This window comes from Heyndrickxia coagulans 36D1 (assembly GCF_000169195.2).
GTDB lineage: Bacteria > Bacillota > Bacilli > Bacillales > Bacillaceae_C > Weizmannia > Weizmannia faecalis.
Genome location: NC_016023.1, coordinates 441,005 through 463,970 on the forward strand (window position 1 = coordinate 441,005; position 22,966 = coordinate 463,970).

Sequence of the window (22,966 nt, forward strand, 5' to 3'; positions counted from 1 at the left end):
GAATTCCCCGCTTGCTGGTGCAATTCCAGCCGACCCAACCAAAAACTTACAACGAGGAGATGACACAGATGGCAAACAACAGCAATTCAAACCAATTGTTAGTTTCCGGTGCTGAGCAGGCTCTCGACCAAATGAAATACGAAATTGCACAAGAATTCGGCGTAAACCTCGGCGCAGATACGACATCCCGCGCGAACGGATCTGTCGGGGGAGAAATTACAAAACGCCTTGTGCAAATGGCTGAACAACAACTTGGTGGTACTTTCCATTCGTAATAAAACAAACCAATAAAATGGCTGAAAAAAAGGGGGGCAATCGCCTCCCTTTTTTTCAGTGATTTAAATTGACCATTTTTTCCGGCACAATCCACTCCTCATATTGTTCTTCGGTTACATAACCTGTTTTAATGGCGGCTTCTTTCAGCGTCGTACCTTCCTTGAAAGCAAGTTTCGCGATTTGGGCCGCTTTTTCATAACCGATATGCGGATTTAAGGCCGTCACCAGCATGAGGGAACGATTGACATTTTCCCGGATCGTTTCTACATTCGGTTCGATGCCGCGCACGCATCTTTCACCAAATGACTTCATCGCATCGCCGAGCAGATGGACGGACTGCAGGAAGTTGTATATAATTACCGGTTTAAATACATTTAATTCAAAGTTGCCCTGGCTCGCGGCAAACCCGATTGCGGCATCATTCCCGAATACTTGGACCGCTACCATCGTCAACGCTTCGCACTGGGTCGGGTTGACTTTGCCAGGCATAATCGAGCTGCCCGGTTCATTGGCCGGGATCGTAATCTCACCGATTCCGCTTCTCGGCCCGCTTGCAAGCCATCTGACATCATTGGCCATTTTCATTAAATCTGCAGCAAGGCCTTTTAATGCCCCGTGGACATGAACGATTTCGTCATGGCTTGTGAGCGCATGGAATTTGTTATCAGAAGAAACAAACGGGTAGCCGGTCTGTTTTTCCAGTTCTTCCGCAACTTTATCACCGAAAGTCGGGTCCGCATTAATGCCGGTACCAACAGCCGTGCCGCCGATCGCCAGGTTCAAAATATGTTTTGCACTTTCTTTGATCATGCGTTCGCTTTTTTCCAGCATGGCACGCCAGCCGCTGATTTCCTGGCCGAGAGTAAGCGGGGTTGCATCCTGCAAATGCGTGCGCCCGATTTTGATGATTTTCATGTATGCTTTTTCTTTTTCAAGCAGCGTTTCTTTCAGCTGTTCCAGCGGCGGCAACAGCCTTGTCTGTAGTTCATGGTAGGCGGCAATATGCATTGCAGTCGGGAACGTATCGTTCGAGCTTTGCGACATATTCACATCATCGTTCGGATGGACGTGTTCAGCACTATTTTCTCCGGAAAGAATTTCGTTTGCCCTTCTTGCCACCACCTCATTCACATTCATGTTTGACTGGGTGCCGCTGCCTGTTTGCCAGACAACAAGTGGAAAATGTTCATCAAATTTCCCGTCCAGCACTTCTTCACAAGCCTGGACAATGGCCTTCATTTTGGCATCCGATAATTTGCCGAGGCGATTGTTGCTGACGGCAGCCGCCTTTTTCAAATGGGCAAAAGCGCGGATCACTTCCATCGGCATTTTTTCCCCGCCGATCGGGAAGTTTTCCTTGCTGCGCTGCGTTTGTGCCCCCCAATATTTGTCCCGCGGCACTTTCATTTCTCCGAGTGTGTCTTTTTCAATTCGGTACTCCACTTTCTTCCCCTCCTGTATGTGCTTACAATTGAGTTTTGCAAAACGGTGGAAACGGTGGCAAGCCTAAAAAACTTGCCGGTATGTAGCTGCAAGTTTATTTTACTATAAATTCCCGCAAAGCAACACCTCAACGCTCGCGAGTCGCTGATCAATTCCTTTTTGAAAACAATTTTCAGGAATGAAACTTGCACCAAAAAAGCGGCATATCCGTTCACGAGCCGGCCAATGCCGTACATTTACCGTTTGCCGGTATCACAGTCCTGAAAAAATGCCTGCCACTCTCCGGATTTGCCGGATTGTAACAGACATCATTCCCCGCTAACGACCGCTTGAACGGCACCCCTGCTGACTCAGGCCGGCCGTTTTTTCAATGCATTGCGGGTCGCTACCGCCCTGAGCAGCCTGTTCGCAATGGTGTGCATTTATTTTATTTCATATATTCGCGAAATCAAAATAAAAATTCGGCAGCTTCAATACTTGTCCTGCTTTGTCTCCAGTTGCTGTTTTATTTTTTCCACTTCTGTCTGGCTCAGGCCGGTTTTTTCTACAATTAATTGAAGCTCCGTACCTGCCAGCAACATTTTGATGGCAATTGGAATCGTTTGTAACAATTCTTTTCTTTCTTCTTCCCTTCCTTCTTCTCTTCCCTTCTCTACTCCTATTTCAATTCCTTTCTTATACCCGCGATCAAAGTAAGAATTCGGCAGCTTTAATACTTGCTCTGCTTCGTCATAACTCGGGTTCAAGGCTTTTCCCCTTCTATCTGCCTTTTGATTTTCATGATCTCATCTTCACTCAAGCCGGATGCTTGGGCAATGACCTTCACATCCACTTGATTTTTCAACAAGTTAACAATAAATCTTCTTAACCTTTCTTCCCCTTCTTCCCTTCCTTCTTCTCTGCCTTCCTCTTTCCCCTTCTTATACCCGCGGTCAAAATAGGAATTCGGCAGCTTCAATACTTGCTCCGCTTCGTCCGGATCCAGCATTTTAATGTTTTCCATTACTTCCGCCTCCTCTTTTTCGTTCAATTTTAAATAATAATCAAAGAAACCATATAGCAGCCTCATTTTTGCAGGGTCAAGCTCCATCCGGGCCAGCATCCGCAGAAACTCCAGTTTGACCTGCACCCGTTCTTTTTCTGTATACCCCATTTTGCTTAATAATGCTGCGGCAACTGGGTTGTTGCTCCGGATATAATTTCTCCAATTTTGTTTCATCAGATGAATGGATAAATAGTGAAAACGAAGAATTTCAATGTTGTGGAACGCAAAGATGTATGTATCAGGGGTTTCTGTTTTCTCCTCGTAACTAAAAACGGCAATCGGCAATACCGGTTTCCGGTGCCGGAGATTGATCATCATGTAATAACGAAACATGCGTTCAGGAAAAGGCTTCTCGTAATACGACTGCGGCTCTACATGGATGAGAATCACGGTATCTTTGCCTTTTACCTTCGTTTCGGCAAAGATGTCAACCCGTTTTTGCTCACCGCCTGGAAAGTCCGTAAACTGTTCCTGCGACAAAAACCGCACCCGGCGGTAGTCGAGATCCGCTGCCACATCCGGGAAAAACGCCTCCATAAACTCCTGAAAAAAGTTTTGGATCAGCTCCTTAAAAAAACGATCATGCACGTGATAACCGGCATGTTTTTCCATTACAAGTTCCAATGGCAACACCCCTTTTCTCATTTTTCAGTTTTATTATAAAGGACAAACGTTCGTTTTTCAAGTGGATTTTGCAAATTTGGTCCGGCATTCTCCTTTTGCATATTTCTTATCAATTTATCGTAACCAATAAAGCCCTCCATGATTTATACAAAAACTGTTCAAAACCTGAATATATGGCACTATGAAGGAAATGTCGCAGGTGGCGCAATGAATGAGATTTGTGGTGCAAAATTCATTCAATTTTCGCCTTATTTTTCCGTATCAGAGAAAAAGAAAAACGACTGCAAATGCAGTCGTATCAAGGGTTTAAAAAATTTTAAGCTAATTGTTCAGTTTTTAGAAAACGCCCTCGGCAGGAATCGAACCCACATTTTGAGAACCGGAATCTCACGTGCTATCCTTTGCACCACGAGGGCAATAAGTGATTCAACAATAATAGATTATAAAGGACAATGAACAAAAAAGCAAGCCCCTTTTTGGTTTTATTTTATCGGAATTTGGTTATGATGGGTATTGTAGTTCAGGTGAAGGCAATTCTTTTGACCTTCATTGACCAATATTGTATGATCAGTACATAAGGATGGAGAATAATTCCTTTAACATCCATGATATAGCATATGATGGACCATTCCGAAGAGAAGAAGGAGGATACTCAATATGAATTTAATTCCCACAGTAATTGAACAAACAAACCGCGGGGAACGCGCATACGACATTTATTCCCGCCTGTTAAAAGACCGGATTATTATGCTTGGCAGCGCGATTGACGACAATGTTTCCAACTCGATTGTTTCCCAGCTTTTGTTCCTGGAAGCGGAAAACCCTGAAAAAGATATTTATCTTTATATTAACAGTCCTGGCGGGAGTGTCACTGCGGGCCTTGCCATTTATGACACCATGCAGATCATCAAACCGGACGTGCAAACGATTTGCGTCGGGATGGCTGCATCAATGGGCTCCGTGCTGTTGACCGCCGGCACGAAAGGGAAACGTTATGCCCTGCCGAACAGCGAAGTGATGATTCACCAACCATTAGGCGGCGCCCAAGGCCAGGCAACAGAAATTGAAATCGCGGCAAAACATATTTTGTATACGCGCGCGAAATTAAACAAAATTTTGTCCGACCATACCGGCCAGCCGATTGAAGTGATCGAAAGGGATACAGACCGCGATAACTTCATGAGCGCGGAAAAAGCAAAAGAATATGGTTTGATTGACCATATTATGACAAAAAAAGAATTGAAATAAAATTGAACAAGGCCGTCCGCAAGCGGGCGGCCTTGTACTGTGTTTGAAACCTGCAGGCTGATTCCGGCGCATGCGCTTACATTAGGACGGAAGTTTTTCTTTTCCTTCAATATAGTTTGCCAAATGTTCAAATGCTTCTTCTTCATCACTCCCGTCCACGCTCAGCGTAACAGTTTCTCCATGGCCTGCGGCAAGGGTCATCAGCCCCATAATGCTTTTTGCATTCACCTTTCTTCCTTCTTTTTCAAGAAAAATTTCCGATGAAAAGCGGGTGGCTTCCTGGACAAATTGGGCTGCAGGACGCGCTTGCAAACCGGATTTTAATTTCACTTCCAATTGTTTTTCGATCACGATAACCCTCTCCTTTCAAGTAGCAGGATAGGGGCGCTGCCAATACGCCCCCCATCTTTGTACTTTTTAAACCTATTCATCTTAGATAAGTTGAATTTTAACATAACTACTTCTTTACATGTTATGAGAAGCCATGTCTTATCCTGCTCGTAATTTGCGCGAAAAACTAAAGCTTATAATATATAGATGTTGGTACCCATTATGAATTTTTATTGACAGGCCCGTTTGCCCGCAGTTTCTCGGCAATTTCATCGATTTTGCGGAGCCGGTGATTGATGCCGGATTTGCTAATATGCCCGCCGGACACCATTTCGCCGAGTTCCTTCAAAGTCACATCCTGGTGGTTCACGCGCAATACTGCAATCTCGCGCAGTTTCTCCGGCAGTGCATCAAGGCCGACCGTTTCTTCAATATAGCGAATGTTTTCCACTTGACGGAGGGCGGCTCCGATCGTTTTATTCAAATTGGCCGTTTCGCAATTGACGAGCCGGTTGACGGAATTGCGCATATCCCGAACAATCCGGACATCTTCAAACCGGAGCAGGGCATGATGGGCACCGATAATATTGAGAAACTCCGTAATCTTTTCCGCTTCTTTTAAATACGTAATATAGCCCTTTTTTCTTTCAAGCGTCTTGCTGTTTAAATGAAACCCGTTCATCAGGCGGCATAGCGCATCGTTGTGCTCTTTGTATTGGGAGGAAATTTCCAGATGATAAGAGGAAGTTTCCGGATTGTTAACGGATCCGCCCGCCAGAAAAGCCCCACGCAAATAGGAACGTTTGCAGCACTTTTTCTTCAGCAGTTCCGGGGAAATGTTCCGGGTAAAGGTAAAATGTTCACCGAGAATATGCAAATCTTCCAATATTTCTTTTGCCCGGGCCTTTAGCCTGACAATGTAGACATTGTTTTTTTTCAGGCGCATTTTTTTCCTGACTAATAATTCCACCGGGACGTCATATAATCTTTTTACAAGGACGTAAATTCGCCTAGCAATGGCGGCATTTTCCGTCTGCACATTGACAACCAGCACCTTGTTGGAAAAAGATAAAGATCCGTTCATCCGGATCAGTGCCGATAATTCGGATCTCACGCAGCAATCTTTTACTGCTAAATTGGTCAGCTCTTTTTTGATCTCTGATGCAAATGACATCCTCCAGGCCCCTCCCTTGGCAAAATTTAGAGCTATGCGAAAAAATGCACATGAAAAGGGGATGTTCCACCTTTATCCTTTCACCGGGCACTGGAGCGTGAAAGCCATTGCTGCTTTTTCAAAATATCATAAAGGATTTCGGCAACTTTTTCCGTATCGTGGCGGATGACCCCGCCTTTATACGTTAAAATATTTCCCGAAACCACCTCCAGGCCGAGCCCCATTAAACGCTTCACGTCGTATACAACAGGCTGTGCCAACTCCTTGCGATACCGGTGCATAATCGGTTCCGGCACATCTTCATCATTAACGAGGATCGTATCAATACAGGCACTACCCATATGGTTGAAAATCGCCTGCACATGATCCGCGGCAGTATAATGATTCGTCTCGCCCGCCTGCGTCATCAAATTGCATACATACACTTTTTTCGCATTTGCCTGGCATACTGCTTCTCCAAGACCTGGCACCATTAAATTCGGCAAAATACTTGTATAAAGGCTGCCTGGGCCGATCACGATCAAGTCAGCTTCCTGAATGGCCGTTAATGTTTCCGGAAGCGGCTGAATGACTTCTGGGGTCAAAAACACCCTTTTGATTTTTTTGCCGGCACACGGAATTTTGGATTCTCCGGAAACGATCGATCCGTCTTCCATTTCGGCGTGCAACACGACACTTTGGTTGGCGGATGGTAAAACCTGCCCCCGTACATTCAGGACTTTGCTCAGTTCCTTTACGGCGTGCACAAAATCTCCAGTTATCGAAGTGAGCGCCGCAATAATCAGATTGCCAAGCGAATGCCCGGAAAGTTCATCGCCGGTTTCAAAGCGGTGCTGGAACATTTTTTCAAGCAGCGGCTCCACATCGGATAAAGCCGCAAGCACATTGCGGATGTCCCCCGGTGAAGGAATGTCCATTTCATTGCGGATTCTTCCGGAACTCCCGCCGTCATCTGCAACAGTTACAATGGCACTGATCTCAACCGGGTATTTTTTCAGCCCCCGCAAAAGCACGGGAAGCCCCGTCCCGCCTCCGATCAGTACAATTTTCGGATGCCTCATGGCTTACGCTCCTCTTTTCTTTTAATATCACGGTGAGAAATCGTTGTATGATAGTCTTTTTCAAAAAAATGGCCGATATACTCGGCAAGCGCTACGGAACGGTGCTGTCCGCCCGTGCACCCGATGCCGATCACCAGCTGGCTTTTCCCTTCCCGTTTGTAATGCGGGAGCATAAAAGCAAGCAAATCGGTCAGCTTTTCAAGAAATTTTTGCGTTTCATTCCATTTTAAAACGTAAGTGTATACCTCTTCGTCCAGTCCGGTTTTCGGGCGCATATGTTCAATATAGAATGGATTCGGCAAAAACCGGACATCAAAAACAAGATCACAGTCAATCGGAATACCATTTTTGAAGCCGAACGACAGGACATTAACCGTGAAAAACGACTGCTTATTCGCCGAAAACTCCATCACTATTTTTTCGCGAAGTTCGCGCGGTTTTAAATTGGATGTGTTAAGAATAAGCTGTGCGCGCCCTTTCAGCTCCTCAAGGATTTTTCTTTCCTGCTGTATCCCTTCCAGCGGCGTCCCATCCGGCGAAAGCGGGTGTGAACGGCGCGTTTCTTTATACCTGCGTACGAGCACAGAATCATCCGCATCTAAAAATAAAATGGTGGGCGTAACCCACGAAGACTTGTCAAGTTCATCCAGCGCCCGGAACAAGTCATCAAAGAATTCACGGCCGCGCAAATCCATTACAAGCGCGACTTTATTCATTTTATTACTGGCATCTTTCATCAGTTCCAGAAATTTTGGCAAAAGCGTCGGCGGCAAATTATCGACACAGAAAAACCCGAGATCCTCCAGGCTTTGGATCGCAACTGTTTTTCCGGCCCCACTCATGCCGGTAATGATGACAAACTGCATTTGATTTCCTTCTAAACCCATTCTTTTTCCCCCTGACGGAAAATTTAGCATGGCGTTTCAGCTTGGATCGAGCCTGTATGAAAGCAATTCAAAGTCGGGCGTGTACGTAAACTGGCCGTAGATGATGCCGCTTCCGTGAACCATATATTCCAAGATATGGGTATCCCCCGCCGCCATCGGCAAGTTCTTCATTTCATCAATGGCATGCCACTGCAAAATTCCTTCAGCAGATTGCTCGAAGTTTTTGCCGTCGCCGTCTGTGGCAACAAACGTAAACATCATCCATTCAGACACGGGTTTATCCCCGTCTTTGATGACAATGGTGAAAACGCCTTTTAAATCAGGATGTTTTAAATAGATGCCCGTTTCTTCACGGTATTCACGAATGACAGCTTCACGGACCGTTTCTCCTTGCTCCATTTTCCCACCGGGTGCAACCCACCAGTTGCGCCGCGGCTTTTGCAGCAATAAAACCTGTCCGTCTTTGATGAATACACAATTTGTTATTCTTTGCAAAGGAGTCACCTCATATCTGAACCGGAATGATGCGGACAAATCCGCATCTATTCAACCGATGGATAAACCTTTCCCGTGCGTAAAACCATGTACCTTTTTATTATACTATTAATGAAATGGTTGAACAATGAATGCACCTGCCCCGCAGTTCTGAAGAGTAAATTCATCAATTTTTAGATGTTTTATGATAAAATGACTTATCCACATTTAGAAAATTTTTCCATCTATTTTTTCTGCTTTCAAAGTCAAAAAGAGCCGAATTTGCAAATTTCTTTTTTAAAATTGTGGATAACTTCAAAAAAACCTTTTTTTACATCACATCCTTTGCTATAATATAACCATTAAGTAAACCTTACTTGTATTGGCTTACTTAAATGGGTGAAATCCTCGTCTGTTAAAATGCGTGTCCGAAACGATTCCAACAGATTTGAGGATTTTTCTTTTGCCGTTTTTTTGAGTGCTTTTAAGATTGACGAACCTTTTTCAAACAGCTGTCTAATAATATCTGTTATTTGAACTAATAAATAATGATTTTTCATGGCTGTGTAGTTTTGGCTATTGGCATGTTCTATATTGTAACGATTATTTTTTTGTTCGTTAAATCCTTGATTTTCAATCTTCCAGCGGCTTCTTCCTGCAGCGATGAGTCGTTCCACGTTCTTTTTCGTGATTTTAATATCCGTTATAAATACATACTCTTTCGATTTCCCATCCTCTGTTTTCATTGTGGCCTCCATCAGATTGACCGTTCTGTCTTTGTAGGCAATATCATTCACCCAAACTAATGAATTCTGATCCTTACTTTGTTCCAGCTCTTTTATTGCCTTAAACTCCGTCGAGATACTTTTAATTCTCCCTTCCTTAAATCTGCATATATATTTCCATTTGTGCGCCCTGCACAGATTAAATACCGTTTCACATGCATAGAGACTATCTCCCAAGATACAAATCGGTAGTCTTTTAAATATTTTTTTTATTTTCTTTGCCAGCCTGTCGAAGGCTTTTAATTCACAATCTTGCTTAGAAACATTTTCTGATTCATTTTCGATAAATTCGGAGGCAATACTGAAGACCATATCCCCCACGACAAGCTTGGCTTCAAGTACATGGTGCATATAAAGTACGTTCGTTTCTCCTGTTTCTTTATTTGTATATGCCCGTCTCAGGCAGTGTTTACAATGTTTCTCATGAAAGGTGTGTAATCCAGTTCCATCAATGATGACACCCCAGTACTTTCCTTCAATTCGATAAGACTCGAGAGACCTTTTTTTCAATAATTCTTTAATCATATACGTTCTAATTTTTTCTAATTCATTTACATCTAAGCCAGATAAAAAGTCGTTAATTGTATCATAATGTGGAAGTTCTTCAAGAGAATCTAAGCCTAACACCTTCCCTACATTTTTAATACATTCTTCTTTATTAAAACGCTCACTCATGTTTCTCATGGATTTTAGGCCGGTCATATTTTTCAACATCATCGTAAATAAAAGGACCTCTGGACCATAAGTGATATAGCTTTGATGTCGGTGGTCTGCTACCTTTTTTAGGTTATTCATCAGGTCTTTGAAAAAATGCTTCTGAATTTTAAGGAACTCGAAAAAATAATTTGCTTCTTTTTCACGATTTCTTTTTTCTTTTCTAGTAACCAAAATAAAAACCCCCTCAAAACAGCCAAGTTTAATTAGGGCTTGCTGAACGAATCAAATTTTAGCTTGTATTCGACTTGTCACTAAGCCATGCCAAAATATTCGTCCAGCAAGCTCTAATTATTTAAATTATTACATATTTAGCCGCATTTTTGGGGGGGAATAGTTAAATTATCACGAAAAATTTTTACTCCTCAGAGCTGCCTGCCCCGTTTGTGTCAAGTTTTCCCCAATCGTGAAAATCGCATGGGTGAGGACAAGTCCGTGGCTCCTGAACTTTGATTTGTCTTTCACCGGGCAGATGAAGGACAAATGGCTGGCAGCTGCGCTTTGTTTTGTCTTTCATTATGCCGGTGAAGGACAGAATACTGGCAGCCATCTTATAAAATGTCTTTCATCGGGGTGATGAAGGACAAATCGATACCCGTCATACCTTGTTTTGTCTTTCATCGCATCGATGAGGGACAAATGGCAAGCAGTCGCGCTTTGTTTTGTCTTTCATCAAACCGGTGAAGGACAAATAGGCGCCCGCCACCCTTTAAAATGTCTTTCATCTCCCGTATAAACGAGCCAGCGCATTTATCAGCCGGAAAAAGCAGCGCAATATCCGCACCGCAATTTTTGCGCAAAAAAAAAAAAAGAGCACAGGATTTTCCTGTGCCTGGGAGATAGGTTCCTTGAACCGCTTATAGCCGGAGCCATAAGTGTTCTTGGTTCAAACATATAAAAAAGGGGGTCAATTTATATTTACATCATACCGCAAGTTTATTTCATGCGGGTTACAAACACGTTAAAACCACTTGACGTTTTCCCTGTTTTTAGCAAAATGCCGGGGATACACGCCTTTTTATCCAGCAATCAACCGGCTTTCATGGCTTCTTTCACTTCTTCTACATAATGCTGGGCGTTTTGTGCGGCAATGCTGCCGTCGCCCGTTGCCGTGACGATTTGGCGGAGCGTTTTTTCACGGACATCGCCGGCTGCAAAAATGCCCGGAATTTTCGTTTCCATTTCCTCATTCGTCAAAATATAACCGGCTTCATTCGTAATGCCCAGGTTTTCAAAAGGCTTGGTCAAAGGCACCATGCCAATATAAATGAAAACGCCGTCCGTTTTAAATGGTTTTTCTGATCCGTCCACAGTCGAAACGAGCGTCACAGCGCCGACTTTTCCGTTTTCTTCATGGATTTCTTTCACCGTATGATTCCAGATAAAGTCAATTTTTTCATTTTTAAAAGCCCGGTCCTGCAGGATTTTTTGCGCCCGCAGCTGATCACGCCGGTGCACAATCGTCACTTTATTGGCAAAGCGCGTCAGGTAATTTCCCTCTTCAACAGCCGAGTCACCGCCGCCAACGACAACGAGATCTTTTCCTTTGAAGAAAGCGCCGTCGCACACTGCACAATAAGAAACGCCGCGGCCGCCCAGTTCGTTTTCGCCTTTGACACCGAGTTTCTTATATTGGGCGCCCGTTGCGATAATCACAGCAAGCGCTTTGTATGCTTTTGCGCCTGCTTTGACAATTTTATAATCCCCGTCTATCTCAATGCCTTTAATATCGCCGTATGCATACTCGGCACCGAACTTTTTGGCATGCTCAAACATTTTATTTGATAGCTCCGGACCGAGAATCGATTCATAACCCGGATAGTTTTCCACTTCTTCCGTGTTGACCATCTGGCCTCCTGGAACGCCACGCTCGATCATCAAGGTTTTCAAGTCTGACCGCGATGCATAAACGGCAGCTGTCATCCCGGCAGGCCCCGCCCCGATAATGATCACATCATAAATTTGTTCTTCACTCATCGTTTGTACCACTCCTTATTGAAAGGCCGCGGCCGGGAAACCGCAGGCCGCCTGTTTTCATCGTTCCACAAAGATGCAATTCCATACGATTTTTTTGAAAAAAACCCACTCTCTTTTATGCAGTGGGGTTTTCTTTCATTCTCTATAGTAAAGGAATATTGGTTTATCGTCTATTTTTGTGCTTAAAGGAGCGATTTGATCCGGTTTGCGTATTTCCTTAATGTGGAGACGGAAATCCGGTACTCCCTTGCGATTGCCTGTTGGGATACTTTATCGCCTTTTTGGTGATGCCACAAGTAATCGATAGCGGCGGCAAAACCGGACTCATTTTGAAACCGTTCCCCGCGTTTCAGACCGGTTAAAAAAATCGAAAACCAGGCGAGCATTAAGTTCGTATAGCCCGGAAACATCGGACCGTAATGGCTGTGGAGGATACATGCAATATTGTGGCCGCGCACAAACACCTCATCCGGGTCAAACGATTCGCGAATATCCGACTCCAGCACATGGGCGAGATAAATTTTTTCGGTCAGCGTAAAATCGTCAAGCGGTTTAAAATCCGGATGCGATACGATATCCGAACGATTGGAAGACAATCCGATCATGAAAATTCCGAAGAACCGCTCGGGCAACTCCGTGCTGTTCAACCTGTCCAAAATAAACTGGACATTTTTCTCGTTCATTTTCTTTTCCATTTCCCGGTTCCATGGTTCGCAGCCTTTTTTCTCCGGATTCAGTTCCACAAGCTGCTCCCAGGCGGCTTCTGCTGCCTGTTGCCGGTTCGTATGGTAAGCCGCCCGCGAAAGCCAGTAGTAAAACGAAGCATCCCCGTCAAATCCAACTTTTTTCAACCGGTTCAGCCAAAGGTACGCCTCTTCATAGCGCCCGACAATTGCAAATGTTGCACCGAGTTTATATTGATGGTCCAGTAACACCGGCCGAACTTTTTCAAGGCCGCGTAAAATCTGTTCCAGCTTTTCGTCATCGCGTTTATGGTAGTAAAAAACCGCTAAATTGCAAAGTGCATGAAGGTTGCCAGGGTTCTTTTCGAGCAAATCCATCAGTACCTCGACCGCTTTTTCCGTCTGGCCAAGGTAAAAACACGCAAGCGCCATGTTGTTGTAGGCAGACCAGAAATCGGGGTATTTCTTGATCAGTTTATGCAACTCCGAAAGCGCCGTATCGAAATGTCCCGCTTCGAGATACCGCCTTGCTTCCTCTTGTCTGGCCATGAGTTCGTCCTGTTCATACGAAATAGCGCCCGTTTCGTCCTCTTCTTCCAAATCAAGCACATAAATGAGTTCTTCTGCTTCTTCCCTGTACTCGCCAAACGGGTCCAGTTCAAGATATTTTCGCGCATGGTATAAAGCTTCGTTAAAAAATCCGAGATCCGCATAATTATTGGCAATAAAATAATGGCATTCGACCATGCCGGGATCGAGTTTTGCTAAAATATGGCGAAAAATGTCAATCGCCTTCCGAAACGCTTCACAATGGGTATAAATGATCGCAAGCTGGCAGGCGATGACCGGATCATACGGGTCAAGCTGGGCAGCGCGCTGCATATATTTCAATGCCTTTTTGATGTCATGGCGGTCATAAGCCTGGACACCTTTATTAAAATAGTATTCTCCCGTTGGTACAAAAGACAGCACATTGTCATGTTCCTGCCTTAATTTGGAATCTTTGCTCATGTTGTTCCCTCACAAACAAGTAACATTCATCGTTTCTTGTAGTATAACATACAATTGGAAAGCCTTTAACCTTTTGGGATAAAGTAATTCTTCCCTTTTTTATCGTTTTGTTTGTTCCGGGTCTTTCTTTTCGCTACTTTTCTGCCTGATTTGAAGCGGATTCCCGCAAGCAAAGGCACCAGCCGGCACATCTTTATGGACGACAGAACCGGCGGCCACCACCGCCCTGTCTCCGATCGTTACACCTGGAAGGATCGTCGTGTTCGCCCCGATCATCACATCATCGCCAATCACAACTTCACCGATTCGGTATTCATCAATCAAATATTCATGCGCGAGAATGGTCGTATGATAGCCGATCACGCAATTTTTGCCGACTGTGATCATCTCCGGGAACAGAATATCGACAAGCGCTTTGTAGGCAAAAGCCGTCCTGTCCCCGACTTTCATGTGCAAAAAGATGCGGTACATTTGGTTTTTAAGACGCAAAAACGGAAGAAAGCGCGCAATTTCAATGACAAGCACGTTTTTAAAAACTTTCCAGAATGAAACGGTTTTATAAATTTGCCAAAGGGCATTCGATCCTTTAACCGGATACCGCTTTGTATTTCTCATTTCACATGGACCCCGACAATTTCAGCAAGATCCGTCATCGTTTCGAGCATAAAATCCGGGTTGTATTGCTCGAGAAAAGCGCGCCCTTTTGCCGACCATGCCACACCGGCCGAAAAGGTGCCGGCATTTTTCCCCGCTTCGATATCATGGTAATTGTCGCCGATCATCATCGCTTCTTCCGGCTTTGAACCGAGAAGGCGGAGCGCTTTTTGAACAGGCTCCGGATCCGGTTTGGCCTTTTTGACATCATCAAGCGCCACAATCACATCAAAAAACGGGTCCAGTTTTGCCAGTTTCAGTCCTTTCTTGATCGTGTCCTTCATTTTTGTTGAAACAATTCCGAGCTTAAAGCGGTGTTCCTTGAGCATTTTAATCGTGTCATATACGCCCGGAAATTCCTTTACAAGCGCATCATGCTGCTGAATATTATACGTCCGGTATTTGGCGGTCATTTCTTCCGCCCGTTCCGGATCGATCGATAGAAACGTGTCGATTAAAGGCGGGCCGTTAAAAATGAGCACGTCCTCGCGGCTGTAACGGCCCGGATAGTACGCATTGAGCGTATACAAAAAGGACTGGATAATCAATTCGTTCGTGTCAATTAAAGTGCCGTCAAAGTCAAACAACAATGTCGTAATCCGGTTTTTCAATCTGCTTCCCTCTTTCTTTTCCTGGCTCCGTTTGGCCGGAAAGCCTGTTTGCCTCTCTGAAACGGGCTGAACCATCCGGAAAAATTAAGCCTTTTTCACTCTTCATCGTATCGTTTGGCCGATAAGCCTGTTTTTCTGCGGTAAAACCAGAGAAGAAGCGCGCAAACAATCAGGATGAAGGATACAACTTGCGCCATGCGGATATGCGCAGTCAACATCAGGCTGTCCGTCCGCAAACCTTCGATAAAAAACCGGCCGATCGAGTACCAGATAAGATAGGTTAGAAAAATTTCGCCCCTGTGCATCGCCGCCCGCCTTCTCAACAAAAGCAAAAAGATGAAACCTGCAAGATCCCAAAGTGATTCGTATAAAAATGTTGGCTGGTAATAAGTGCCGTTTATGTACATTTGATTAATGATCCAGTCCGGGAGATGCAAGTTCTCGAGAAAAGCCCTGGACACAGCCCGGCCATGCGCCTCCTGATTCATAAAATTGCCCCAGCGCCCGATCGCCTGCCCTAAAATCAGGCTCGGCGCAACGATATCCGCAATTTTCCAGAAAGAAACGCCCTTTGCACGTGTAAAAAGAATGGCGGTGACCACCGCCCCAATTAGCGCGCCGTGAATGGCAATGCCGCCATTCCAAATTTTAATGATTTCACTTGTATGTTGGGCATAATACTCCCATTCAAACAGGACATAGTAAATGCGGGCGCAAATAATGGAAACCGGAATCGCCCAAATGCATAAATCGGCAATGATATTTTGGTCAACCGAAAGCCGGTCAGCTTCCCGCATCGCAAGGGCAAGACCCAAAAGAATGCCGCAGCCGATAATGATTCCGTACCAGTGCACACTAAACCCGCCTAAATGAAACGCAATCGGATTCAGCGGGGTAATATTCGAATCCATTTTTCACAACCACTCCTTCTTTTCCGCGCCGTAAAGGCCAGCCTAAAATACAGCCGGCCATTTTTACGGTTCGTTCTTTTCTTCTTCCGTTCCCTGCTCGTGTTCTTCGATGACGTTTGCGAGCTTGGCCGTAAATTGCCGCGCCGCATTGACGCCCATATTTTTCAGACGGTAATTCATCGCCGCCACTTCGATGATAATGGCAAGGTTCCGCCCCGGCCGTACCGGTACCGTCATCTTTGTAATTTCGGTATCAAGGATTTTGACTTTTTCCTCATCCAGCCCGAGCCGGTCATATTGCTTATGCTCGTCCCACAGCTCGAGATTGGCGATCATGGTAATTTTTTTATGGCTCCGGACCGCGCCAGCGCCAAACAGCGTCATAACATTTATAATGCCAAGGCCGCGGATTTCAAGCAAATGCTCGATCAATTCCGGCGCATGCCCGATCAGAGACCCTTCTTCTTCCTGGACAATCTCCACGCAGTCATCCGCGACAAGGCGGTGCCCCCTTTTGACAAGTTCAAGCGCTGTTTCGCTTTTTCCGACCCCGCTCTTGCCGGTGATCAGAACGCCGACCCCGTACACATCTACAAGCACACCATGGATGGCTGTTGCCGGGGCGAGCTTATATTCCAAATAATTGGTTAAGCGGCTTGAAAACCGGGTTGTTTTCATCGGGGTCCGCATCACAGGGATCGATTTTTCTTCGGAAGCTTCTATTAACTCATCTGGCACTTCCAAATTTCGTGATATCACGATGCCCGGTGTAATATCGCTGCATAAGTTGTCCATCCTGCTCTTCCGTTCTTCCGGCGAGAGCCTCTTGCTGAAGGTGATTTCCGTCATCCCGAGCAGCTGGATCCGGTCGGCTGGATAATAATCGAAAAATCCCGTCATCTCGAGCCCCGGTCTTGAAATATCGCTTGTGGTAATCGGGCGATGGATGCCCTCTTCCCCACTGATCAATTCCAGATTAAAATGTTTAATCATATCTGCTACGCGCACCTTTGCCACTGTAATTCCTCCTGTTAAGTCCGGATAAAAACCACCGGAACGGCTTGTTGATGATTCAAAGGCTTCTTATTATTTTATCATTTCCCAAAGGGCCCGTTCCACCCTTTTCAACCAAAAATCATCCTGTGCCGTGTAAAACTGCGTTAAAGCGGTTCAGGGCCTAATGGCAAATCAGAGCGGACGCTGCTTTTCTCCTTTTCCAAAAGGACGATGCTATAAATGAACGAAAAGTCGCCACCCTGTTACTTCTTTTGAGATAAATGCCGTGTGGTGCATTTTTCATTTTAAAAATAGTTTGGCTGCCTGAAAATGATTTACCCTATATCCATCGGGCCATGGCATGAAAAAACGGCGGGTTTTCGCCGCCGTTTTTTCAAAGCTCCGGTGTCGGGCCGCCGCCTGTCTTATTTTCGGAATACGGTTTCCTGTAAAATTAAGTTTACGATCGCCATGATGATCGCAACGAAAAGCGCCATGCCGAAGCTGTCAATTTCAAAGCTTGCACCCATCAGTTCATCCGTCAGCACGAGTGTAATGGCGTTAATGACGAGCAAAAAGATGCCCAGCGTGAGAATTGTGATCGGCAATGTAAGCAGAATCAGGATCGGCCGTACCAGAATATTTAAAATGGACAAGACGAGACTTGACATAACGGCAGCCCCAATATTTTCGACATAAAAGCCATGAAAATAGCCGGAAAGTGCAATAAATAACACCGCATTGATCAAAATTCCAAGTAACCAGCGCATGATCATCAAACCTTTTCTGTGTGGTTCTTTTTACAGTATATAACGGTACAGCAGTGGATTCCAGCAGCACAGCAGGTACGCATCTTTTTTTCGCGAAATTTCTGCTTTCTAGGCAAAAAAACGATTATGCTTCCGGGCTTTCTTCTTCCTCCGGCTTTTGTTCGTTGATCGTGATGGACCCCGTTTTCGCGTCGGCAAAAATATATAATGCGGGCTCGGTGGTGCCTTTTCTGCTGAACCGCGCCACTTTCTGAATCATTTCTTTTCGTTCTTCATATTTTTCCATGCCTTGAAGGTCAATCGCAAAGTTGCCGAAGTTGCTTTTTCCTTCCCCGTGTACGGAGATGTTTTCCGGGATGGTCATTTCAATGTTTCCGGAGACGGTCTTGCTGTGCAATGAATCGGCGCCCGGAGCCATTTTTACCGTAATATTGCCGTTAAATGCTTCAAAGTCTGACCGCCTGCACGCTCCGTTCCACCGGATGTCCCCGTTCATCGTCTGTACTTCAACCTGCCCGATTGTATTTCCGTCAAAATCAACGGTGCCGTTTCCCGTTTCGACTTCCGCCGTTTCCAAATCGGCATGTTCCACAAGTACTTTTCCGTGGAGTGTTTTCACTTTTAACTGGTCTGCCTGAATGTCTTTCACCTGGACGTTTCCATTGAAAGTGCTCAACGTGATTTTCCGGTAGCGGGACGCCGGAACATAAACGGCTGTATCCACTTTCATCCATTTGGATTGCGTAGAAAACACAAGCCTGCCGCCCTCCACCGAAAACGTGCTATTGTTCAGCAGAAAACTGCGGGCATCTTCCCTGTCATTGGTGCGGTACACTTTTGCTTGGCATTCTATCCGCACATCTTCCTGATCCCATTGTTTAAACGTTAAATGCCCGTTTGCGATGTCCAATTCAATCGTATCGGTTTCCGGCAGGCTTTGCTGGAAAACATGGGAAACTTCGGCAGACTGGCCCAGCTGGAGATCAAAGTCCTTTATTTTTTTCAGCGCGCCGCCGACAAGATCAAACAACTTTTCTTTCGTTTCATTAAAATTCCGGTCTGCGTCGCGGAACTTTTTCTGTCCGGTGGTACTACCAGCCTCGCCGCTGCCGCCGTTTGTAGCCTGTTCCCCGTTTTCTGCCGGATCCTCTTTCGCAGCAATTTGTCCCGCCTCTTCCCTGTCCAACGCCTCCAACAGCGTCAGTGCCTCATCCGTCGACAATTTCCCGTCCTTCACCATATCCAAAATCCGTTTTCGTTTGTTTTCCATGGGGGATGGCCTCCTTTTTCTGCTCGTTACTTCTCTTACGTTTAACAGCATATTAAGTTTCAATTATTCCATCATTCATTTTAAAAACCTGAAACCGGATTCCTTTGCTGCCATCATATAGACAAATATACTTTTTTTCGATAAGATTTGTTAGGGAAACCTCCCTACAATATGATTCCTTTTTTGACAAAATTCATATCAATTTTTATCGATAAGGAAATAATATGATGGATCATGACAGAAAAAACTTGTAAATCATTACCAATATAGAGATCTCTTTTGAAAGGAGACACCGTCAGTTGAATAAAAAGGTATTAAAAAGAAGATTGAAATTTATCGGTGCGCCGATTATACAGTATCTCATTAAAGATAACCATCAGCGTGCCAATCAATATGCAAAATTTTATGACCAGTTGCGGATAAAACCAAACACCATTCTTTACGAAAGCCGCGACGGAAAAAGTATGACAGACAGCCCTTATGCGATTTTTAAATATATGGTTGACAATCCCGCTTATCAACATTACAACCATATTTGGTCAATCCAGGATTTTCAATCGCTCCAGCCGGTTATAGACAAATACAAAAAATATCCAAACGTTAAATTTGTACAGCGTAATTCCAGGGAATATTTAAAGGAATTGGCCTCATGTGCGTATTTAATTAATAATTCCACATTCCAATCTTTTTACGCTCCGAAAAAAGGCCAGGTTTATATCAATACGTGGCACGGCACGCCATTGAAAAGCATGGGCTTTGACATTCCGGGCAATCCGGCCCAGTCGCAAAACGTGTTAAGAAATTTCCTGAGTGCCGACTATTTGCTGAGCCCGAATGAACATACGACCAAAATGTATCTGGACAGTTATAAGCTTGAAGGGCTGTATGACGGAAAAATTATCGAAGAAGGGTATCCGAGGATTGATTTAACCTTCCATACAAATCCGAATACCGTAAAAAAAGCGTTAAAAGACGCCGGATTAACCGTTGATTTCAATAAAAAGAACCTCCTTTACGCGCCGACTTGGAAAGGAAAAAGTGTTTCAAAGGCCAATAATGATGTAATGCAAATCATCTCTGACATGGACAGAGTCGAAAAAGAAGCCGGAAATGAATACAACGTTTTCGTAAAAGTCCATCCGTTTTTATACCCGCAGGCAGCCAAATATCCTGAATTGCAAAGCCGGCTTGTTCCTGACTATATGGACACGAATGAACTGCTTGCTGCAACGGATCTTTTAATTACGGATTACTCCAGCATCTTTTTCGATTACCTGGTCACAGGAAAACCAATATTATTTTATACATGGGATTATGATGTATACAGCGAGGAAAGAGGACAATATCTCAAAAATGAAGATTTGCCCGGCCCGCTCTTGTTTAGCGTAGAGCAATTGATTGAAGCCATTCACAACATTGAAACGGTATCGCAAAAATATGCTTCAAATTACCAAAACCTCCGCAGCCGTTTTACCAACCATGAAGACGGAAAAGTGACGGAAAGAATTGTACAGTATATTTTCGACCAAGCTTCTTTGCCCCTTCATATTGTCAATGCAGTGCCGGTTAAAAAGGAACGGATACTGATTTATCCGGGGGGGATGCGAAATAACGGGATTACCTCCTCTTTCCTGAATTTAATGAACAACATTGATTTTGAAAAATACGATGTCAGCTGTTTTACCGGCGCACCAAGATCGAAAGAAGTCCTGAATAATATTTACAAAATCAATAAAAATGTGCGCATGATCTTTAAACCTGGCGTACCGCTTTACCGCGTGTTTGAAGTATACCGGGATAAATTTACGCATAACCGGGGCATACAAGGGAATCTTGGGAAAAAGATTTTTCCAGAGCGTGCTTATGTCAGGGAACATACGAGATTGTTTGGCAACAGCCATTTTGATTATATTATCGATTTCAGTGGATACAGTTACTATTGGGCAAAGTATCTGGTCGTTGCAGATGCGAAAAGAAAAATTTGCTTTATGCATAACGACCTGCTTTCAGACAGTGAACGTGAAATCAACGGGAAACACCCGCACAGAATCAACCTGAGAGGCTTGTTCACGCTGTACTACAGATTTGATAAGCTGGTCAGCGTCTCCAAAGGAACAATGGAAGTCAACCGGAAAAATTTAAGCCGGTATGCAAATGATGATCAATTTGATTACGTCCTGAATTCCATTAATCCGGACAGAATTCTTTATGCAGAAGAAGAAAAATCGGATGAGCCTAAAATTACCAAGTTTAAGGCACGGGCGCTCCTCAGTAATGTAAATGATTATCCGGTTTGGCGGGTGCTCCCTTCCATTGAAGGCGCAACACAAGTATCTTTGTCCAATGAGATGGCGAATGCCGAGGTTTTGATTACAGCCAAATCAACAGTAAAACACGCATTATATTACCGTTTCCATTACGAAGGCAAAGAAATCGGCTGGATTCATGAAAAAGCAGTTGCCCTTCTTCCGGATAGTGTTGTCACATCGGAAAAGGTAGATAAGCTGGCAAAGATTGTTAAAACAAGAGGAAATGCTATATGGAGCAAACCTTTTAAACTGCCTGGAACAAGAAAGATCTCTTTGAGTTCCGACTTTAAAAACTGTATTGTAGCTGTTGATCAGGCAGTACAAACACAGCATTCAACTTATTACCGGTTCTCTGTAAAGAAAGAAGCCATTGGCTGGATTGACAAAAGAGCGCTTGGATTTTACAGCAGCTGTACGATTGAACCCAATACGGGAATTTTCAGCAAGCTCAAGATATTTGTTTTACGAAAGCTGATTCAAACGTTAAATTACAGTAAAAGAGAATTTTTAAACCATCTTGACGGCCGAACACGCAGGCTTGTTGACCTCCGCAAGCCTAAATATTATAAAGTGGCAGGTTCAGTAAATGAACCAATATGGAACAAGCCGTATCCAAATCATAAGGCCAAGATGGTAGAAGAAGCTTTGAACTATAAAGATGCCATTGTCACTGTAAAGAAATTAGCAAAAACAAAACAGGGCGTTTACGCTCTCATTTATTTAAAAAACAATAAAATCGGCTGGATTCATACAAGCGCATTAAGCCCATTGAAACGCTCAACTGTCGTCTCTGACATTGAAGTTTTAAAAATCGCGAGGATATTGCCGGATGAGAAAAATGCGGTAATCTGGTCCAAGCCATATGGAATGGAAGGCGCGGAAAAGGCAGGGCTTCCCGATATGCTGAAAGGTGATGCAACCTTTACAATAGACAGGGAAGTTACCACCCCATCCGGGACTTATGGCCGTATCCTGCAGGCGGACGGGCCTGAAATTGGCTGGATCAACATGCGGAACGTCTTTGTAGAGCGTGCTTACGGATACGAAGTAAATGGCCAGTATGTCCCGGAACCGGACAGCAGCCATTACAATTTTGTCAACATGGGCAGGCTTTCTCCGGAAAAAGCGCAGGCCAATTTAATTTCGGCGTTTGCCGATTTTCATAAAAACCATCCGAAAAGTAAACTCTATATTCTCGGGCAGGGCCCTTTAAAAGCCGAGTTGCAGGCGCTGATTCTGGAGCTTGGCGTAAGCGATTCTGTTTTCCTAATGGGCCAGCTTGATAATCCTTTTCCTTTTATGAAAAAATGCGATTGTTTTGTCCTGTCATCGCATTATGAGGGCCAGCCGATGGTACTGCTCGAGGCGTTAACGCTCGGCATGAAAATCGTGGCAACAGATATTGTCGCAAATCGTACCGTCCTCGAAGACGGCAAATACGGGCTGCTTGTGGAAGACAGCATTAACGGGTTAAAATCAGGATTGGAAGCCATGATCACCCACCAGCATCCGGAATTTGAAAAGTTTCATTATCAGGCGTATAACAAAGCCGCCATGGAAACATTCTACAGATGCTTGCATGAATAAGATGAAAAAAAGCACTCCCTATTAATAGGAAGTGCTTTTTTTCATACCTGTTTTTCGTCATCCGGGCCATTTCGAGTCAGCTCTAAAAATCTGATCACGGCCGGAAATGGCCATCTTTCGGGAAAA

At 44.5% G+C, this 22,966-nt stretch carries 20 protein-coding genes and 1 tRNA gene; 3 read left to right on the forward strand and 18 right to left on the reverse strand.

Annotated features, from left to right (window positions below; all coding sequences use genetic code 11):
- Positions 1 to 68 precede the first annotated feature (68 nt).
- Positions 69 to 275 carry an alpha/beta-type small acid-soluble spore protein gene (locus BCOA_RS19400; protein ID WP_014095815.1) on the forward strand — a complete coding sequence of 69 codons (207 nt, stop codon included), beginning with the start codon at positions 69 to 71 and terminating at the stop codon, positions 273 to 275.
- A 55-nt stretch (positions 276 to 330) separates the two neighbouring features.
- Here the strand turns inward: BCOA_RS19400 and fumC are convergent, their stop codons facing one another.
- The 4 genes from fumC to BCOA_RS19420 form a co-directional block, all read right to left on the reverse strand.
- Positions 331 to 1,719: a class II fumarate hydratase gene (gene fumC, locus BCOA_RS19405; RefSeq protein ID WP_014095816.1), complete on the reverse strand. Its 1,389-nt coding sequence runs from the start codon at positions 1,717 to 1,719 to the stop codon at positions 331 to 333.
- 470 nt (positions 1,720 to 2,189) lie between these two features.
- Positions 2,190 to 2,465, reverse strand: a complete 276-nt coding sequence (locus tag BCOA_RS19410) for a hypothetical protein (protein WP_014095817.1) — start codon at positions 2,463 to 2,465, stop codon at positions 2,190 to 2,192.
- On the reverse strand, positions 2,462 to 3,388 hold the full coding sequence (locus BCOA_RS19415) for an Rpn family recombination-promoting nuclease/putative transposase (protein ID WP_041817870.1): 927 nt from the start codon (positions 3,386 to 3,388) through the stop codon (positions 2,462 to 2,464). The genes BCOA_RS19410 and BCOA_RS19415 overlap by 4 nt, the downstream gene beginning before the upstream one ends.
- Before the next feature lie 344 nt (positions 3,389 to 3,732).
- Positions 3,733 to 3,804, reverse strand: a tRNA-Arg gene (locus BCOA_RS19420).
- Positions 3,805 to 4,045: 241 nt separating this feature from the next.
- Between BCOA_RS19420 and clpP the strand changes: the two genes are divergently transcribed.
- Positions 4,046 to 4,636 (forward strand): ATP-dependent Clp endopeptidase proteolytic subunit ClpP, encoded by a 591-nt coding sequence (gene clpP / locus BCOA_RS19425; protein ID WP_013858693.1) that lies wholly within the window; start codon positions 4,046 to 4,048, stop codon positions 4,634 to 4,636.
- An 81-nt stretch (positions 4,637 to 4,717) separates the two neighbouring features.
- Here clpP and BCOA_RS19430 read toward each other — a convergent pair whose 3' ends face one another.
- The 14 genes from BCOA_RS19430 to BCOA_RS19495 all read right to left on the reverse strand — a co-directional run bounded on the left by BCOA_RS19430 (position 4,718) and on the right by BCOA_RS19495 (position 18,944).
- Positions 4,718 to 4,987 carry an HPr family phosphocarrier protein gene (locus tag BCOA_RS19430; RefSeq protein ID WP_014095819.1) on the reverse strand — a complete coding sequence of 90 codons (270 nt, stop codon included), beginning with the start codon at positions 4,985 to 4,987 and terminating at the stop codon, positions 4,718 to 4,720.
- Between the two features lie 199 nt (positions 4,988 to 5,186).
- Positions 5,187 to 6,140: a DNA-binding protein WhiA gene (gene whiA, locus BCOA_RS19435; protein ID WP_014095820.1), complete on the reverse strand. Its 954-nt coding sequence runs from the start codon at positions 6,138 to 6,140 to the stop codon at positions 5,187 to 5,189.
- Positions 6,141 to 6,220: 80 nt separating this feature from the next.
- A complete protein-coding gene (locus BCOA_RS19440; RefSeq protein ID WP_014095821.1) occupies positions 6,221 to 7,201 on the reverse strand; it encodes a gluconeogenesis factor YvcK family protein in 981 nt (326 codons plus the stop codon).
- Positions 7,198 to 8,088: an RNase adapter RapZ gene (rapZ, locus tag BCOA_RS19445; RefSeq protein ID WP_014095822.1), complete on the reverse strand. Its 891-nt coding sequence runs from the start codon at positions 8,086 to 8,088 to the stop codon at positions 7,198 to 7,200. Before rapZ ends, BCOA_RS19440 begins: the two co-directional genes overlap by 4 nt.
- Positions 8,089 to 8,124: 36 nt before the next feature.
- Positions 8,125 to 8,583 (reverse strand): NUDIX hydrolase, encoded by a 459-nt coding sequence (locus tag BCOA_RS19450; protein ID WP_014095823.1) that lies wholly within the window; start codon positions 8,581 to 8,583, stop codon positions 8,125 to 8,127.
- 341 nt (positions 8,584 to 8,924) lie between these two features.
- On the reverse strand, positions 8,925 to 10,235 hold the full coding sequence (locus tag BCOA_RS19455) for a transposase family protein (RefSeq protein ID WP_014095824.1): 1,311 nt from the start codon (positions 10,233 to 10,235) through the stop codon (positions 8,925 to 8,927).
- 855 nt (positions 10,236 to 11,090) lie between these two features.
- The gene (gene trxB / locus BCOA_RS19460; RefSeq protein WP_014095825.1) at positions 11,091 to 12,038 is read right to left on the reverse strand and encodes a thioredoxin-disulfide reductase; all 948 of its coding nucleotides are present in this window, start codon (positions 12,036 to 12,038) and stop codon (positions 11,091 to 11,093) included.
- A 182-nt stretch (positions 12,039 to 12,220) separates the two neighbouring features.
- Entirely contained in the window at positions 12,221 to 13,732 is a 1,512-nt protein-coding gene (locus BCOA_RS19465) for a tetratricopeptide repeat protein (protein ID WP_014095826.1), read from the reverse strand.
- Between the two features lie 99 nt (positions 13,733 to 13,831).
- Complete coding sequence (locus BCOA_RS19470; protein WP_014095827.1) at positions 13,832 to 14,347, reverse strand: acyltransferase; 516 nt, start codon at positions 14,345 to 14,347, stop codon at positions 13,832 to 13,834.
- Positions 14,344 to 14,997, reverse strand: a complete 654-nt coding sequence (gene ppaX / locus BCOA_RS19475) for a pyrophosphatase PpaX (protein ID WP_014095828.1) — start codon at positions 14,995 to 14,997, stop codon at positions 14,344 to 14,346. Before ppaX ends, BCOA_RS19470 begins: the two co-directional genes overlap by 4 nt.
- A gap of 95 nt (positions 14,998 to 15,092) precedes the next feature.
- Positions 15,093 to 15,908, reverse strand: a complete 816-nt coding sequence (lgt, locus tag BCOA_RS19480) for a prolipoprotein diacylglyceryl transferase (protein ID WP_014095829.1) — start codon at positions 15,906 to 15,908, stop codon at positions 15,093 to 15,095.
- A gap of 63 nt (positions 15,909 to 15,971) precedes the next feature.
- Positions 15,972 to 16,925 (reverse strand): HPr(Ser) kinase/phosphatase, encoded by a 954-nt coding sequence (gene hprK / locus BCOA_RS19485; protein ID WP_014095830.1) that lies wholly within the window; start codon positions 16,923 to 16,925, stop codon positions 15,972 to 15,974.
- A 404-nt stretch (positions 16,926 to 17,329) separates the two neighbouring features.
- Positions 17,330 to 17,674, reverse strand: coding sequence for a phage holin family protein (locus tag BCOA_RS19490; protein ID WP_014095831.1), 345 nt, complete (start codon positions 17,672 to 17,674; stop codon positions 17,330 to 17,332).
- A gap of 124 nt (positions 17,675 to 17,798) precedes the next feature.
- The gene (locus tag BCOA_RS19495; RefSeq protein ID WP_014095832.1) at positions 17,799 to 18,944 is read right to left on the reverse strand and encodes a DUF4097 family beta strand repeat-containing protein; all 1,146 of its coding nucleotides are present in this window, start codon (positions 18,942 to 18,944) and stop codon (positions 17,799 to 17,801) included.
- A gap of 299 nt (positions 18,945 to 19,243) precedes the next feature.
- Between BCOA_RS19495 and BCOA_RS19500 the strand changes: the two genes are divergently transcribed.
- On the forward strand, positions 19,244 to 22,840 hold the full coding sequence (locus BCOA_RS19500) for a CDP-glycerol glycerophosphotransferase family protein (RefSeq protein ID WP_014095833.1): 3,597 nt from the start codon (positions 19,244 to 19,246) through the stop codon (positions 22,838 to 22,840).
- Positions 22,841 to 22,966: the final 126 nt, after the last annotated feature.

What these genes read in the sequence shown, in the direction of transcription:
- BCOA_RS19400 (WP_014095815.1), top strand. Translation starts at nt 69, where the DNA reads ATGGCAAACAACAGCAATTCAAACCAATTGTTAGTTTCCGGTGCTGAG.
- clpP (WP_013858693.1), top strand. Translation starts at nt 4,046, where the DNA reads ATGAATTTAATTCCCACAGTAATTGAACAAACAAACCGCGGGGAACGC.
- whiA (WP_014095820.1), bottom strand. Translation starts at nt 6,140, where the DNA reads ATGTCATTTGCATCAGAGATCAAAAAAGAGCTGACCAATTTAGCAGTA.
- BCOA_RS19440 (WP_014095821.1), bottom strand. Translation starts at nt 7,201, where the DNA reads ATGAGGCATCCGAAAATTGTACTGATCGGAGGCGGGACGGGGCTTCCC.
- rapZ (WP_014095822.1), bottom strand. Translation starts at nt 8,088, where the DNA reads ATGGGTTTAGAAGGAAATCAAATGCAGTTTGTCATCATTACCGGCATG.
- trxB (WP_014095825.1), bottom strand. Translation starts at nt 12,038, where the DNA reads ATGAGTGAAGAACAAATTTATGATGTGATCATTATCGGGGCGGGGCCT.
- BCOA_RS19465 (WP_014095826.1), bottom strand. Translation starts at nt 13,732, where the DNA reads ATGAGCAAAGATTCCAAATTAAGGCAGGAACATGACAATGTGCTGTCT.
- BCOA_RS19470 (WP_014095827.1), bottom strand. Translation starts at nt 14,347, where the DNA reads ATGAGAAATACAAAGCGGTATCCGGTTAAAGGATCGAATGCCCTTTGG.
- lgt (WP_014095829.1), bottom strand. Translation starts at nt 15,908, where the DNA reads ATGGATTCGAATATTACCCCGCTGAATCCGATTGCGTTTCATTTAGGC.
- BCOA_RS19490 (WP_014095831.1), bottom strand. Translation starts at nt 17,674, where the DNA reads ATGCGCTGGTTACTTGGAATTTTGATCAATGCGGTGTTATTTATTGCA.
- BCOA_RS19495 (WP_014095832.1), bottom strand. Translation starts at nt 18,944, where the DNA reads ATGGAAAACAAACGAAAACGGATTTTGGATATGGTGAAGGACGGGAAA.